Raw genomic sequence first — 14657 nt, 5'->3', positions numbered from 1 at the left:
GATCAGCTCGCGAAGGCCGGCGGCTTGCCCACCAGGAACTGGATGGCGATCACGCCCAGCGTGAGCGCGCAGGCGATCACCGCCGCCATGGGCACGGCCGAGCCGTCATGCAGCAGTCCCACCACGGCCGAGGCGAACGCCCCGAGCGCGAACTGGATGCTGCCGACGAAGGCCGAGGTGCTGCCCGCGCGCTTCAGATCGATGACCATGGCGGACGCCATTCCGTTCGGCATGGCGAAGCCCATGCAGGTGATCAGCAGGAACAGCGGCACCAGAATGCCCACCAGGCCGCCGAAACCCGTGATCGCGGCCGCCAGCAGCAGTGCTGACAGCACCACGCTGGTGCGCAGCGCGGCCTGCAACAGCTGGTGGCTCGTATAGCGCGAGAGCAAGGCGCGGTTGACCTGCGACGCGGCGATCAGGCCGACGGCGTTGGCGCCAAAGATCCAGCCATAGTGCTGAGGCGCGATGCCATAGGTCTGGATCAGCAGATCCGGCGACGCGGCGATATAGGTGAACATGGACGCCGTGCTCATGCCGCCCGCGATGGCGTAGCCCACGATCTGTCGCTGCCGCGCGACCGAGGCGATGGCTTGGAACGGCGATTCGGTCTTGGCGTGGATCGCGACGTGCTCGGGCCGCGATTCGTGCAGGCGCAGCAATACCATGCCACCGATCAGCACGCCGAATCCGGCCAGGACCAGAAAGATGGTCTCCCAGTTGCTGAACGCCAGCACCCAGCCGCCCGCCAGCGGCGCCAGGATCGGGGCAAGACCCATGACCAGCATCAGCATGGAGAACATGCGGGCGGCGTCGCGCCGCTCATAGATGTCGGTGACCACCGTCCGCGCCAGCACGGGCCCGACACAGGCGCCCAGCGCCTGGATGAAGCGCAGCACGATGAGCGCGGTGATGGAGGTCGCGAAGGCGCAGGCGATGCTGGCGATGACGAACAGCACGATGCCGATCATCAAAGGCGGCCTGCGGCCTACCCTGTCCGACAGCGGCCCGTAGAAAAGCTGCCCGATGGCCAGGCCGATCAGGAACGACGACAGGGTCAGCTGCGCGCCTTCGGCGTCGGTGGCCAGATCGGCGGCGATGGCCGGCATGGCGGGCAGGTACATGTCGATGGAAATCGGTCCGAACGCCGTCAGCGCGCCGAGCAGCAGCGTGAGCCTCACTCCCGGCGTGGGTCGCCGGGCTGCATTGCTTTTGTCGATGGACATTCAGGGTTACTCGCGGTCGGTTTCTGCGATAAGTAAGCCATCCAAGGGCTGCTGGATAGAAGCAAGCGCCCGCTAATCGGGGATGGCTCGGTTGCTGGAAACTCGGGGAGAGAGCGATCAGGCCGGCGCGGCTCAGGCGCCGGAGCCGCCGAACGCGGAACAGGTGTTCGCCGAGGAGGTGAACAAGAACCTGCGCCGCAATTATTTTGCGCTGCTGCTCCACGGCGTCTTCGGCATGACCGGGTTCCGCTTGCTGCAGGCCCCCACCTTCCTGCCCGCCTATCTGTTCGTGCTGTCCGGCTCGCCCACCGTCGTCGGCTTCGTTCTGGCTGCCCAGCACATCGGCGCCACCCTGGCCTCGTTGCCCGGCGGCAATCTGATTTCGCACCGGAAGAAAGTGGTCCCCGTCTTCATGTGGGTCGGCGGCGCCATGCGGGCCAGCGTGCTGGCCATCGCCCTGGCGGGCTTCTTCCTGCCGCCCGGGCCGGCGTTGTGGACCATCGGCGTGTCCCTGTTCCTGTTCGGCGCGTTCAACGGCATGCAGTCCGTGGCGTTCCAGTTCACCGTGTCCAAGCTGATCCCGATGGCGATCCGCGGCCGGCTGATGGGCTTCCGCAATTTCTTCGCCGGGATCGTCGCGGCGGGCGTCGCCTATATGGGCGGCGGCTACTTCATCGAGCACGACGTGTTCAGCAACGGCTATGCGACCACCTTCCTGCTCGCCTTCATCCTCACCACCATCGGACTGCTCGGCCTCAAGCAGATTCGCGAGCCCGAGCCGCCGAACGTGCGGCCTCCCGCCAGGCTGATGGATCGGCTCCGCGAGCTGCCGGCTCAGACGCGCACGCCGGGCTTCATGCGGTTCCTGGTCAGCAGCACGCTGGCGTCGCTGGCCATCGCCGCCGTGCCGTTCTACGTCCTGTTCGCCAAGCAGGAGATGGCGGCGTCGGGCGAGCCGCTTGGCGGCTACGGGCTCGGCGTTCTGACCATCTCGTTCATGCTGATCCAGACCTTCGTGACGCCCGCCTGGGGAATCCTCGGCGATCGCTTCGGCAACTCATGGACCTTCATCGGCTCGATCGTGGTCTGGGGACTGTCCCTGGTGGCGATGCTGTTCGCCCACGACCTGTTCTGGCTGGCCGTGGTGTTCAGCGGGCTGGGCATCGGCATCGGCGGCCTGCAGATCGCCGGCCAGAACCTGCTGCTGGAATACGGCTCGCGGGACGACCAGCCCATGATGATCGCGCTCGCCAGCATGGCCTCATCCGCCATGTTCGCGGCCGGCCCCATCCTGGGCGGCGCGTTGGCCGAGGCGACGTCCTACACCGCGCTGTTCCTCGTTGCCATTGTCGTCAAGGTATTCTCGGTCTGGGTGATCGTCGGCAATCTCCGCCGGCGCCCGCTGCCTGGTATCGATCTTTAGAGAGAACCGCATGAGTCCTGCTCTTGGTTGATCTGCCGGACGCTGGGGGCGGCGAGCCGCCGCAGACACACCGCCCAAGGCGAAGCCTCTGGCGAGTCCTCGGTCCGGGACTCATCACCGGCGCTTCCGACGACGATCCCAGTGGCATCGCCACCTATTCCCAGGCCGGCGCGCAGTTCGGCTACCAGCTGGCCTGGACCATGCCGTTCAGCTATCCGCTGCTGTCCGCCATCCAGGAAATCACGGCGCGCATCGGGCGGGTGACCGGGCAGGGGCTGGCGGGCAACATGCGCCAGCATTTTTCGCCCGGCCTGGTGCGGATCATGGTCGGCCTGCTGCTGGTGGCCAACACGATCAATCTTGGCGCCGATCTGGGCGCCATGGCCGATGCCCTCAGGCTGCTGATCGGTGGGCCGCCGCATCTCTACGTGGTGGCATTCGCCCTGATCTGCATCTGGCTCGAGGTTTTCCTTAGCTACCGCCGGTACGTCGCCATTCTCAAATGGACGACTCTCTCGCTGCTGGCCTATGTGGCGACCGTGCTGGTCATCGAGGTGCCGTGGGGACAGGTGGCGCTCGACACCCTGATTCCCAGCATCACCTGGGAGCGGGCCTATCTGGTGGGGATCGTCGCGGTCCTCGGCACCACGATCAGCCCGTATCTGTTCTTCTGGCAATCGTCCGAGGAGGCGGAGGACGAACGCGTTGATCCGAAGGCCACGAGGCTGATCGACGCGCCCGAGCAGGCAAAGGACGAGCTGCGGCGTATCCGGGTCGATACCTATATCGGCATGGGATATTCCCAGCTGATCGCCTTCTTCATCCTCGTCACCACCGCGTCGACCCTTCATGCGCATGGGATCACGGATATCCGTACTTCGGCCGAAGCCGCAGAAGCCCTGCGGCCCATCGCGGGACCGTTCGCCTCGGTGGTCTTCGCGCTGGGGATCATCGGCACGGGCATGCTCGCGGTGCCAGTGCTCGCGGGCAGTGCCGCCTACGCGATCGGCGAAGCACGGCAATGGCCGACGGGTCTGGGCCGCAAGCCGCGCGAGGCCAAGGCGTTCTACGGCACCATCGCCGCGGCCACCGTGGTCGGCATCCTGATCAACTTCCTGCCCATCGATCCCATGAAAGGTCTGTTCTGGGCGGCGGTGATCAACGGCGTCGTCGCCGTCCCCATCATGGTGGTGATGATGGTCATGGCATCGAGGCCCGGCATCATGGGGGCGTTCGTCCTTTCCCGGCCGCTGCGGCTGATGGGCTGGCTCACCACCGCCGTCATGACCACGGCCGTGCTCGCCATGTTCTGGACGATGCTGTTCTAGCGATCCTTCAGCGCTCGATGATCGGGTTCGTCCCGTCCCAGGTCAGCGACGCGTCCTTCACCATCTTGTAGAAACCCCGGATCACCTCGGAGTCCTGATAGAACTCGATCATGTGGCCGCACAGCGGCCGCGCGTCAATATAGGCGAAGCGGATGTTGCCGCCTTCCGTCGTGGCGATGTTGGCCGCCTCGCAGCCCAGCGCGGCATAGCGCGCCACCTCGGCGTCGAAGTCCTCGACGAAGGTGGCGACATGATGCATGCCCTCGCTGCCCTTCGGATACATGTCGCGGAAGGCGGACGGGCCGTCATTGTTCTGCTGCACCAGCTCGATCATCACGTCGCCCCACTGGCCGCAGGCATTGGTGTGATCCAGCGGCATCTCCCGGCCCCGGTACAGGCAATGGGCGAGCGGGATGCTCTCGCCGATGAAGAACGGGCCGGCGCCCAGCGCCTGCGCCATTTTCCGCGCGCTGGCGCGAACGTCATCCACCACATAGGCGATCTGCGCGACGGGCCGTTTGATGAAACTGGTCATTGGTCTCTCCCCTGTTGCGCCGCAGTCTAGGCACTCGCCGCGCGGCTGGAAAGACCCGGCTTGACCGGGCGCGATCCGCCGTCCAACGTGGCGAAACGGGATTTTAGTCAGGGGAGCATGAAATGATCCGGGGTATCCATCACGTGGCGCTGGCGACCAGCGACATCGACCGTCTGGTGAACTTCTACCGGGAAGGCTTCGGCTTCGAGGTGGTGGCGACCATGGGCTGGGAAAAGGGCTCGACGCGCATCGACACCATCGTCGGGCTGAAGGATTCGTCCTGCCGGCAGGTGATGATGAAGGCGGGCAACACCCACATCGAAATCTTCCAGTACATCACGCCCGAGGGAAAGCCCGTCGACCCGAAGCGGCCGCCCAGCGATCACGGCTACACCCATTTCTGCGTCGACGTGACCGACATCGACTATGAGTACGAACGCATGAAGACGCTCGGCATGACCTTCAACTGTCCGCCGCCAACCCGCGAGGAACTGGGCAACGGCTCGATCCGCGCCACCTATGGCCGCGATCCGGAAGGCAATCTGATCGAGCTGCAGGAAATCCTCGATCCCAACCACGCCTTCTACCTGGACGTCTGATGTTCTTTGATGGTTTCGAACGGCGGCGCGTCCCGGTCGATGGCGCCGAGATCAATCTGGTCACAGGCGGTTCGGGACCGCCCGTGCTCCTGCTGCACGGCTATCCGCAGACCCATGTCATGTGGCATCTGGTCGCCCCCGTGCTCGCCGAGCGCTTCACCGTGGTGGTGCCGGACCTGCGCGGCTATGGCGACAGCGCCAAGCCGCCGGCGGGTGCCGATCACGTGGGCTATGCCAAGCGGACCATGGCGGCTGACAATGTCCAGGTCATGCGGGCGCTGGGCTTCGACCGCTTCTGCGTCGCCGGGCACGACCGGGGCGCGCGCGTATCCTACCGCATGGCGTTCGATCATCCCGACCGGGTCGCGAAGCTGTGCATCCTCGACGTGCTGCCGACCATCGAACAATACGCGGCATCGGCCAACCGCAAGGCGGCGGTCGCCATGTATCACTGGTTCTTCCTCGCCCAGCCCGCGCCGCTGCCGGAAAAGCTGATCGGCGCCGACCCGGAATTCTACCTTCGTCATTCCATGGCGTCCTGGGCGGGACCCGATGCCCGCTTCGATCCGGCGGCCATGGCGGAATATGTCCGCTGCTTCTCGAACCCGGAGACGATCCGGGCGACGACCGACTGCTACCGCGCCGGCGCGACCATCGACTGCGCCATTGACGAGGCGACGCGGGATGCCGGCGAGAAGATCGGCTGTCCGACCCTGATCCTGTGGGGCGACCGAGGCGGCAAGTGGGACGAGGAGCGCATGGTCGGCACCTGGAAGCGCTGGGCCACGGACGTGCGCGGCCACGGCGTGCCAGGGGGCCATTTCTGCCCCGAGGAAGCGCCGGAGCAGACGGCGAGGGCCATCGCCGAGTTCTTCAGCGCGTAAGATTAGGACAGCTCAGTCCTTCGCGCCCTTGTACGGGTCTTCGTTGATGTCCCGCTCCACCTTGCGGGCATCGGCGCCGGCCTTCAGCACCTTGCGCAGCAGGAACCAGCTGGCGAGGCTGATCGCTGCGTAGAAGGCGATGAGATAGGCCAGTCCGCCGAGCCCGGTGAACAGCCCTTCCGCACCCATGAACAGGATGGCGGACATGAAGATGGCGCCCGTCGCGAAACCCAGGAACAGGTAACCGGGCACCAGCACCTCGATGACGCCGAAGATCAGGCCGACGGTCAGCCAGGCGACGGGATGCAGGAAATAGTCGTGGCTCATGGCTGTTTGTTCGCGAACATCTTGGCGGCGGCGCCGAAGGCGTCGGCCAGATCGGTGGGCAGGATGATGGTGCGGGCGCCGCTGCTGGCGGCCAGATGGCCCATGGCGTCGATCTGGCGCTTGGCGATCTCGAACTGAACCGCCTCCATGCCGTTCTCGCGGATGGCGGCGGCCAGCGTATTGGTGGCATAGGCGTCGGCGTCGGCCTGGATGCGCTTGGCTTCGGCCATGCGCTGCGCCGTGAACAGCTCGCCTTCGGCCTTCAGTTCCATGGCGCGCTTCTCGCCCTCGGCCTTGGCCACGGCGGCGCGGCGGGCGCGCTCGGCGTTCAGCTGCTGCAGCATGGCGTCCAGCGTCTGGGCGTCCAGGTTGACGTCCAGCACTTCCGCCCGCGTCACCTCGATGCCCCAGTCGTCGGTCGCATCGGCCAGCTGCACCTTGATCGAGGCGTTCAGCGGGCCGCGGTTGGACTGCACCTCGTCCAGGTCGATCTTGCCCAGCTCGGACCGTACGATGCCCGCGACCGTGGTCGCGACGGCCTGGTCGATGTTGCTGATCCGGTACACCGTGTTTTCCGGCGAGACGATCCGGTAGAACACCACGATTGACGCCTTGATCAGCACGTTGTCACGGGTGATCGCGTCCTGCTCGATGCTGGGAAGCTGGCGCTCCAGGATGGAAATCTTGTGCTTCACCGAGTCGATGAACGGTACGATGATGTTCAGGCCCGGGCCCAGGATCGCGTGCAGCTTGCCGAGCCGCTCGACCACGTATTTCTCGCTCTGCGGCACGATCTTCACGCCCATCAGGGCGATGACGATGAGCAGGACGGCCAGAACCAGAGCAGCTTCCATGTTGGTCTCTCGCAGGGCGAAACAGAGTTCCGCGATTAGAGCCCCCGCCGCTTTCCTTTGGCAAGTTGCAACTCCGTGATGGCGCGCGCAGCCCATTGCGGCCCGCCGTTCGACCTGCTCTAATCGCCCGCACAATCACGCGTGAATGAACAGGGGAGAGACACGATGGAAATGCGGGTTCTGGGCCGCACCGGCATGCATGTGAGCAAGTTCTGCTTCGGCGCCGGCATGTTCGGGTATTTCGGCAATGGCGACCAGGGCGAATGCAGCCAGATGGTCGACCGGGCGCTGGACGCGGGGATCAACTACTTCGATACGTCCGACGTGTATTCCCACGGCGAGTCCGAGACGATCCTGGGCACCGCCTTGAAGGGCAAGCGCGACGACGTGGTGCTGGCGACCAAGTTCAGCCTGCCCATGGGCGGTGCCAATCCGAACATGAAGGGCAATTCCCGCCGCTGGATCATGAAGGCCGCCGAGGACAGCCTGCGCCGTCTCGGCACCGACTATATCGACCTGTATCAGGTCCACCGTCCCGACAGCGCCACCGATATCGACGAGACGCTGGGCGCGCTGTCCGATCTCGTGCATCAGGGTAAGGTGCGCTACATCGGCTGCTCGACCTTTCCGGCCGAACAGATCGTCGAATCCCACTGGGTCGCGGAAAAGCGCAACCGCGAGCGGTTCCGGACCGAACAGCCGCCCTATTCCATCTTCGCCCGCCGGATCGAGGCCGACGTGCTGCCGACGGTGCAGCGTTACGGCATGAGCGCCATCGTCTGGTCGCCCCTGTCGCAGGGCTGGCTGACCGGCAAGTGGCGGCGCGGAGCCACGCCGAACGATACCCAGCGCCAGAACCTGCAGCCGCACCTCTACGACATGAACCGTGCCGACAACCAGCGCAAGCTGGACCTGATCGAGAAACTGGATCTGGTCGCCAAGGAGGCCGGCATTTCGCTGATGCACATGGCGCTGGCCTTCGTGACGGCGCATCCGGCCGTGACGTCGGCGATCATTGGTCCGCGCACCTTCGACCAGCTGGAGGGCCTGCTGGCCGGCGCCGACGTGACCCTGTCGCAGGAGACGCTGGACGCCATCGATGCCATCGTGCCGCCCGGTACGAACATCAGCCACGATGACGATGGCTATGTCGCACCCGAGATCCACGACAAGTCGCTGCGCCGCCGCCCGAACGTGGAGCAGGCGCACGACAATTTCCGCGAAACCATCAGCAACATCGAAAAGTACAAGGCCGCGCAGCAGGCCAAGAAGTAGGCACGCGGCGCGTGTGTCGGTCATGGAGCGGTGGCGCGCGTTCCGCCGGGTATGTTAAGCCTTGGCCATGACCGACAAACACCCCAGCAAGTACGAGATCATCACCCAGGCCCGCGTTCTGGACGGCTGGTTGCAGGTCGACCACGTCACCGTCCGGTTCGAACAGTTCTCGGGCGGCCTCGGCGAGCGGATGACGCGCGACGTCGTGCGGCGGCAGGATGCCTCCGTGGCGCTGGTGCGGCATCGGACGCGCGGCACGCTGATCTTCGTCGACCAGTTCCGGCTTGCCTCCGCCGGTAAGGGCAATGGTTGGGTGGTCGAAATCTGTGCCGGGAAGATCGACGCGGGCGAAACCGCCGAGGAAGCGATGCGGCGCGAGTTGACGGAGGAAACCGGCTACGAGGCGTTGTCCGTCGTGCCGGTGACCAGCTTCTTCGTCTCGCCGGGCTATACGGACGAGCGCATGCACCTGTTCGATGTCGAGGTCGATGGCGATCCGGGCCATGCGCCCGGCGACGGTCATGAGGACATCAGGTTGGTCGAGCTGACGGTGGATGAGGCCTATCGCTGGGCGGATGACGGGCGTTTCGCCGACGCCAAGACCCTGCTCGCCCTTTACTGGTTGCGGAGCCAAGGATCATGAAGTTTCGGGGGCTGTTGAGTATGGCGGCGGCCGGCATGCTGGCCGCGTGCGGCGGGATCACCGGCGATGTGGACCGAATCGATCAGCCGAAGTTCGACGCGGTTCAGCCCGTGGTCGATGACGGCAGGTCGCCGTTCCCGGATATTCCTCTGGTGGCACTCGGCGAAGTGGTTTGCTCGCCCGAGAAATATGACGGTCAGAAAATCCGCGTCCAGGGCGTGCCGTTGGTCGAGCCGCGCAACAACAATCTGCATCACGAGCTTTATCCCAAGCGGATCGGCTCCTGCGGGCGTGCCATGATCGGCATGGACTATCCCGAGGGCTTCCTGAAGCTGGCCGGCTCCTACAACCGCAAGCGCATGGAGTTCGTCGGCACCTTCAGGCGCGACCTGTGCGCGCTCGACAAGTACAAATACGCCCGCACCACCGACCCCAAGGATGCCAGCAAGACCATCTGCAGCACGGTGGAAATGCGTGGCGATGCGTTCCTGACCGACATCACCGGCTGGCGCGTCATGCCCTGAAGGGGCGTGGCTTACCTCTTGTCGAACTGGATGTAGAGCTCCGGCAGGCTGCGCAGGATCACGCTCGGCTCGGCCTTGGGCTGTTCATGACCGGGCGCGAGGCGGAAGTTCTTCATCCGAGCGAGCAGGGCGGGGAACCCCAGGTTCAACTCCTGCCGCGCCAGCGGCGCGCCGACGCAGTGGTGAATGCCTGAACCGAACGCCAGCTGCGATCCCGCGTTCTTGCGCTCCACGTTCACCTCAACCGGGCACTCGAAATGCCGTTCGTCCCGATTGGCGGCGCCGTAGCGCAGCATCAGCATCGAACCCGCCTTCAGCGGCACGCCGCCCAGTTCGGTGTCCTTCGTGACGACCCGCGGCAGTCCCTGCACCGGCGCTTCGAGGCGAAGCGCTTCTTCGCAGAAGGTGCGGATGGCCTTGGGATCGCCCAGGATACGGTCCTGCAGCGCCGGGTTGCGGCAGAGTAGCAGCATGCCCCAGCCAAACGTGCTGGTCGTCGTCTCGTGTCCGGCGACCAGGAACTGGTTGAGAATGCTCCAGGTTTCGGCGGCGTTCAGCGGCCTGTCCTCGTCCTCGAGCCGGACTTCGCCCAGGATGGTGCACATGTCGTCGCGCGGGTCCTTGCGGCGCGCCTCGACCAGCCCGACCATGTAGTTCTGCAGGTCGACCATCACCTGCGCCCGGCGCAGCAGTTCCTCGTCGTCATGGCTGGTCAGACGCAGGCCCGAGGCCGCGACCGTCGCGCCTTCATAAAAGAATGGCCGATCCTCGGGCGCCACGCCCAGCCGGTCGGCGATGATCCGCAGCGGCACGGGCAGGGCGAAGGCCTCCATGAAGTCCACCTCGCCCTTGTCGATGAAGCTGTCGATGGTCTCGTCGATGATCTGCTGGATGTACGGCTCCATCTTCCGCACGTTGCCGGCCGTGAACACCCGGTCCACCTGCGAGCGGTACTTCTTGTGCGTCGGCGGGTCGGCGGTCAGCAGCGTGTCCGTCGGCGGCAGCATGCCGGCCGAGATTTCGAGGAACTTGTTTCGAACGGACTCCGGCGCGTTCTGCAGCCACATCTGGCGCGTGCCGTTGAGAAACGGTCCGAACTGGCTCGAATAGGTGTCCGTGTCCTTGAGCACCTGCATCAGCAGGTCGTAGCGTGTCACCACGTGGACGCCCATGGTCGGCATGAAATGGACCGGCGCCTCGTTGCGCAGACGCTCATAGGCATCCCAGGGATCGATCAGGGTCGCGGGATCGAACAGGTTGATGTCGGCGACGCTCGACGGCTTGTCGGCCACGGTGCTCATGCGAAAATCCTCCGTTTGGGCGTGCCGCGCCTCCCCGGCAGCGGCAGTAAGGCCAGTATGACGTTCACCGCCCGCGAGACAATGAATTTTTCGGATTTTCTTCAGTGCAGTGTTCCGAGCGAAGTTTGTCTTTTTCCAGCACGCGTGAATGGTTAGGCTGCGCCCGAAACGCGAAGAAGGGGACTTTTCATGATCGGTACCGATCCCAAGTTCGATCAGTTCATTACCGAGCATCGCTGGGCGGTCATCACCACGCTGCGCAAGAGCGGGACGCCCTCCAGCACCTTCGTGGCCTATGCCCGCGACGGCGACACGCTGGTGGTCAGCACGCCCGGCCATACGTTCAAGCGCAAGTCGCTGGAGCGCGACGCCCGGGTGGCGCTGTGCTGCACGACCGACGCGGCGCCCTTCAATTTCGTCACAGTCGAGGGCCGCGCCACCGTCGAGAAGGACGATCTCGTGGCCATGACCAAGCTGGTGTTCGCCAACATTGCGGATTCCGGCTGGAAGGAGCCCGAGGACCTGCAAGGCTGGCTCGACAGCCAGGATCGGGTGATCCTGCGCATCCATCCCGAAAAGGTTTACGGCGTCATCCGCTAGGACGCGCCCGGATGGACGGGCAGTCACCGGCGCGGGCCGGTTTCGCGGACCGCGCGCAGGCCTTCGTGCGCGACCTGCCGCCGCTGCCGCGCGCGGTGTGCCTGATGATTTTCGCCGCGCTGATGTTCCAGTCCATGAACGCGGTGATCCGGCATGTCGCCCATTCCGGCATCCACCCGTTCGAGGTGGCGTTCTTTCGCAACATCTTCGGGCTGGTCGCGCTGGCGCCGCTGATCCTGCGCAACTGGACCGACGCGGTCCGCACCAACCGGTTCCATCTTCATCTACTGCGCGGCGTGGTCAACGTGGTGTCCATGCTGTGCTTCTTCTATTCGGTCAGCGTCACGCCGCTGGCCGATGTGGCGTCGCTGGGCTTCACCCTGCCGCTGTTCGTCACGGTCTATGCCGCGATCCTGCTCAAGGAGCGGCTGCGCGCCCGCCGGCTGATCGCCCTGGCCATCGGCATCGTCGGCGCCCTGATGATCGTCCGGCCGGGATCCGAGGACATGAACCAGGGCACGCTGATCGTGCTGTTCGGTACCGCGGCATGGGGCGCGGCGCTGATGATCATCAAGGTGCAGTCGCGCACGGAATCGCCGCTCAACATCACCGTCTGGTCCTCGATCATGCTTGCCCTGCTGTCGGCGATTCCCGCCTTCTTCGTGTGGCGCTGGCCCGATGCCACCCAGCTGCTGTGGATGGGATTGACCGGCGTGCTCGGCACGGCCGGTACACTGGCCATGGCCCAGGCGCTGCGGATGACCGACGCCAGCGCCATCATGCCGTTCGACTTCGTCAAATTCATCTGGGCCGCGCTGATCGGCTATCTGGCGTTCGGTGAACTGCCCGACGCCTGGGTCTGGATCGGCGGCGTCGTGATCTTCTGCAGCACGGTCTATCTGACCCTGCGCGAGGCGCATCTTGCCAGGGAGGGACGTCTTCGGCGCGACCGCGACATTCTACCGGAAGCGTAACGACCGACACGAAAATGCCTGATTTCCGCCGCGCGGTCGCACGATTGCCGGCACAAATCATCAGTGCCCGATGCGCGAGGCGCTGCTGCCGCGCATCGGTGACCCAGCGGCGAGGGACGCTGGGTCGAGGGCCGGCAGAAGCCGCGCGGAATTTCGGGCCGAAAGACCGATGTGGCGCCGCCATGGCTCCCTGGCTTCCAGGGGGCCATGGCTGGCTTGGTCAGCGGGCGGCGGCCAGCAAGGCGGCGACGTCCTCGGCCGGCGTTGCCGGGCTGGTGACGAAGCGGCGGCCGCCGGGGCCGGCGGTCGGCCAGTCGAGGAACAGGCAGCCCGCCGCGCGCAGAGCCTCCGCCATGGCATCGGGCAGGCAGGCGAAGACTTCGTTGATCTCCACCGGATGGGCGAGCGAGACGCCCGGCAGGCCGGCGAGGCCATCGGCGAGGCGACGCGCCATTTCGTTGGCGTGTGACGCATTGCGGCGCCACAGGTCGTCTTCCAGATAGGCGAGCAGCTGGGCGGCGAAGAACCGCGACTTGGACAGCAGCTGGCCGGCGCGCTTGCGGCGATAGGCCATGTCCTTGGCCAGCGCCGCATCGAACACGATGATCGCCTCGGCGGCGAGGGCGCCGTTCTTCGTCGCGCCGAAGGACAGGATGTCCACCCCGGCCTTCCAGGTCATCTCCGCCGGACTGATCCCCAGCGACACCAGCGCGTTGCCGAGGCGCGCGCCATCCATGTGCAGCTTCATGCCCCGCGCATGCGTCCACTCCGCGATCGCCGCGATCTCATCGGCCGGATAGACCGTGCCGGCTTCGGTCGCCTGCGACAGGCTGACGCCGCCGGGCTGGGTCTGGTGCGGATCGTTCAGCCGGAAGCCGCGATAGGCGGCCTCCAGCGTCTCGGTCGTCACCCGGCCATGCTCGCCCTCGACCGGACACAGCTTGGCGCCGGCGGTGTAGAATTCGGGCGCGCCGCATTCGTCGCGGATCACATGGGCGAAGCGGTGGCACAGCACCGCGCCCCAGGGCGGACAACAGGCGGCCAACGACAGGGCGTTGGCGGCGGTGCCGGTGGCGACGAGGAACACGGCGACCTCGCGCTCGAAGAACGCGGCGAAGCGCTCGGTCAGAGCGGCGGTCAGCGGATCGGCGCCATAGCCGGGCACGGCGCCGTCGTTGCAGCGCGCGATGGCGGCGAGAATCTCGGGTGACACGCCCGAGGCATTGTCGCTCAGGAAGCTTCGCGGGAGGACGTTCATGACCCCTTCTCGTTCATGGGCGGGACGGCTAACGTAGCAGTCATCAATGAAGGCGCAAGGTCCGATGCCGGGACCGCCGGCGCCGCAACCTCCGGGGAGACTGCATGGAACCGCAACTGATCAAGACCGAGCTGGTCGAAGGGCACATCGCGCTCGTCACCATCGACAACCCGCCCGTCAACGCGCACAGCACCCAGGTGCTGGACGAGCTGATGTGGACCTTCGACAGCCTGAGCGACCGCGATGAAGTGCGGGTCGCCGTGCTGACCGGCGCGGGCAAGGTGTTCTGCGCCGGCGCCGACATCAAGTCGCGGGTCGGCGTCGAGCGCAAGCCCGGCGATCACTGGCAGGGCAGCCGCCGCGCGCGCGAGGCCTATCACTGCATCATGGAATGCCAGAAGCCGGTGATCGCGGCGATCAACGGCCCGGCGCTGGGCGGCGGCCTCGCCATCGCGGCGTCCTGCGACATCCTGGTCGCGTCGGAAAAGGGCTGCCTCGGCCTGCCGGAGATCGATGTCGGCCTGCTCGGCGGCGGCCGCCATGCCCAGCGCCTGTTCGGCCATTCGCGCCTGCGCCGGATGATGCTGACCGGCCTGCGCGTCTATGGCCCGGAACTGTACCGCCTCGGCATCGTCGAGGAATGCACCACGCCGGAGACCCTGATGGACGTCGCCATGGGTCTGGCGCGCGAGATCGCGTCCAAGAGCCCCATCGCCAGCCGCCTCGCCAAGCATTCGCTGAACCAGATCGAGGAAATGAGCCTGCGCGACGGCTACCGCTTCGAGCAGGGCATGACCGGCCAGCTCGGCAAGACCGAGGATTCCAGGGAGGCGATGCGCGCCTTCGTCGAAAAGCGCAAGCCGGTCTTCACTGGCCGCTGATCGCTACCCCGGCGCTCCGTCGCGG

The 14657-nt window shown here is 65.9% G+C and carries 16 protein-coding genes; 10 read left to right on the top strand and 6 right to left on the bottom strand.

Going from position 1 to position 14657, the window contains the following annotated elements; genetic code table 11:
- Positions 1-2: 2 nt before the first annotated feature.
- On the bottom strand, positions 3-1226 hold the full coding sequence (locus WJU17_RS07890) for a multidrug effflux MFS transporter (RefSeq protein ID WP_346326783.1): 1224 nt from the start codon (positions 1224-1226) through the stop codon (positions 3-5).
- 91 nt (positions 1227-1317) lie between these two features.
- On the opposite strand from WJU17_RS07890, the gene WJU17_RS07885 reads away from it, so the two are divergent.
- On the top strand, positions 1318-2649 hold the full coding sequence (locus WJU17_RS07885) for an MFS transporter (protein WP_346326782.1): 1332 nt from the start codon (positions 1318-1320) through the stop codon (positions 2647-2649).
- Positions 2650-2681: 32 nt separating this feature from the next.
- Entirely contained in the window at positions 2682-3977 is a 1296-nt protein-coding gene (locus WJU17_RS07880) for a divalent metal cation transporter (protein ID WP_346327414.1), read from the top strand.
- A 7-nt stretch (positions 3978-3984) separates the two neighbouring features.
- Here the strand turns inward: WJU17_RS07880 and WJU17_RS07875 are convergent, their stop codons facing one another.
- Positions 3985-4512 (bottom strand): VOC family protein, encoded by a 528-nt coding sequence (locus tag WJU17_RS07875; protein ID WP_346326781.1) that lies wholly within the window; start codon positions 4510-4512, stop codon positions 3985-3987.
- Positions 4513-4634: 122 nt separating this feature from the next.
- Between WJU17_RS07875 and WJU17_RS07870 the strand changes: the two genes are divergently transcribed.
- On the top strand, positions 4635-5111 hold the full coding sequence (locus tag WJU17_RS07870; RefSeq protein WP_346326780.1) for a VOC family protein: 477 nt from the start codon (positions 4635-4637) through the stop codon (positions 5109-5111).
- Positions 5111-5995 (top strand): alpha/beta hydrolase, encoded by an 885-nt coding sequence (locus WJU17_RS07865; protein ID WP_346326779.1) that lies wholly within the window; start codon positions 5111-5113, stop codon positions 5993-5995. Before WJU17_RS07870 ends, WJU17_RS07865 begins: the two co-directional genes overlap by 1 nt.
- A gap of 12 nt (positions 5996-6007) precedes the next feature.
- Here the strand turns inward: WJU17_RS07865 and WJU17_RS07860 are convergent, their stop codons facing one another.
- Both WJU17_RS07860 and WJU17_RS07855 read right to left on the bottom strand, forming a co-directional pair.
- On the bottom strand, positions 6008-6322 hold the full coding sequence (locus WJU17_RS07860) for a hypothetical protein (protein ID WP_346326778.1): 315 nt from the start codon (positions 6320-6322) through the stop codon (positions 6008-6010).
- Positions 6319-7176, bottom strand: a complete 858-nt coding sequence (locus tag WJU17_RS07855) for an SPFH domain-containing protein (protein ID WP_346326777.1) — start codon at positions 7174-7176, stop codon at positions 6319-6321. Before WJU17_RS07855 ends, WJU17_RS07860 begins: the two co-directional genes overlap by 4 nt.
- Before the next feature lie 165 nt (positions 7177-7341).
- Between WJU17_RS07855 and WJU17_RS07850 the strand changes: the two genes are divergently transcribed.
- From WJU17_RS07850 to WJU17_RS07840, 3 genes are all read left to right on the top strand, one after another.
- Positions 7342-8451, top strand: coding sequence for an aldo/keto reductase (locus WJU17_RS07850; protein WP_346326776.1), 1110 nt, complete (start codon positions 7342-7344; stop codon positions 8449-8451).
- Between the two features lie 67 nt (positions 8452-8518).
- Complete coding sequence (locus WJU17_RS07845; protein WP_346326775.1) at positions 8519-9094, top strand: NUDIX hydrolase; 576 nt, start codon at positions 8519-8521, stop codon at positions 9092-9094.
- Entirely contained in the window at positions 9091-9618 is a 528-nt protein-coding gene (locus tag WJU17_RS07840; protein ID WP_346326774.1) for a hypothetical protein, read from the top strand. Before WJU17_RS07845 ends, WJU17_RS07840 begins: the two co-directional genes overlap by 4 nt.
- 11 nt (positions 9619-9629) lie before the next feature.
- Here WJU17_RS07840 and WJU17_RS07835 read toward each other — a convergent pair whose 3' ends face one another.
- The gene (locus WJU17_RS07835) at positions 9630-10919 is read right to left on the bottom strand and encodes a cytochrome P450 (protein WP_346326773.1); all 1290 of its coding nucleotides are present in this window, start codon (positions 10917-10919) and stop codon (positions 9630-9632) included.
- A gap of 189 nt (positions 10920-11108) precedes the next feature.
- Between WJU17_RS07835 and WJU17_RS07830 the strand changes: the two genes are divergently transcribed.
- Positions 11109-11519 (top strand): TIGR03618 family F420-dependent PPOX class oxidoreductase, encoded by a 411-nt coding sequence (locus WJU17_RS07830; RefSeq protein ID WP_346326772.1) that lies wholly within the window; start codon positions 11109-11111, stop codon positions 11517-11519.
- Between the two features lie 11 nt (positions 11520-11530).
- The gene (locus WJU17_RS07825) at positions 11531-12493 is read left to right on the top strand and encodes a DMT family transporter (protein ID WP_346326771.1); all 963 of its coding nucleotides are present in this window, start codon (positions 11531-11533) and stop codon (positions 12491-12493) included.
- A gap of 220 nt (positions 12494-12713) precedes the next feature.
- Here the strand turns inward: WJU17_RS07825 and WJU17_RS07820 are convergent, their stop codons facing one another.
- Positions 12714-13751, bottom strand: a complete 1038-nt coding sequence (locus tag WJU17_RS07820; RefSeq protein ID WP_346326770.1) for a low specificity L-threonine aldolase — start codon at positions 13749-13751, stop codon at positions 12714-12716.
- A gap of 104 nt (positions 13752-13855) precedes the next feature.
- Between WJU17_RS07820 and WJU17_RS07815 the strand changes: the two genes are divergently transcribed.
- A complete protein-coding gene (locus tag WJU17_RS07815; protein WP_346326769.1) occupies positions 13856-14632 on the top strand; it encodes an enoyl-CoA hydratase/isomerase family protein in 777 nt (258 codons plus the stop codon).
- The last annotated feature ends 25 nt before the right edge of the window (positions 14633-14657 follow it).

The sequence above is a fragment of the Iodidimonas sp. SYSU 1G8 genome (assembly GCF_039655775.1).
Classification (GTDB): Bacteria; Pseudomonadota; Alphaproteobacteria; order SMXS01; family SMXS01; genus RI-34.
Note: the sequence above shows the minus strand (reverse complement) of the source record. Positions and strands in the feature narration are given on the sequence as shown.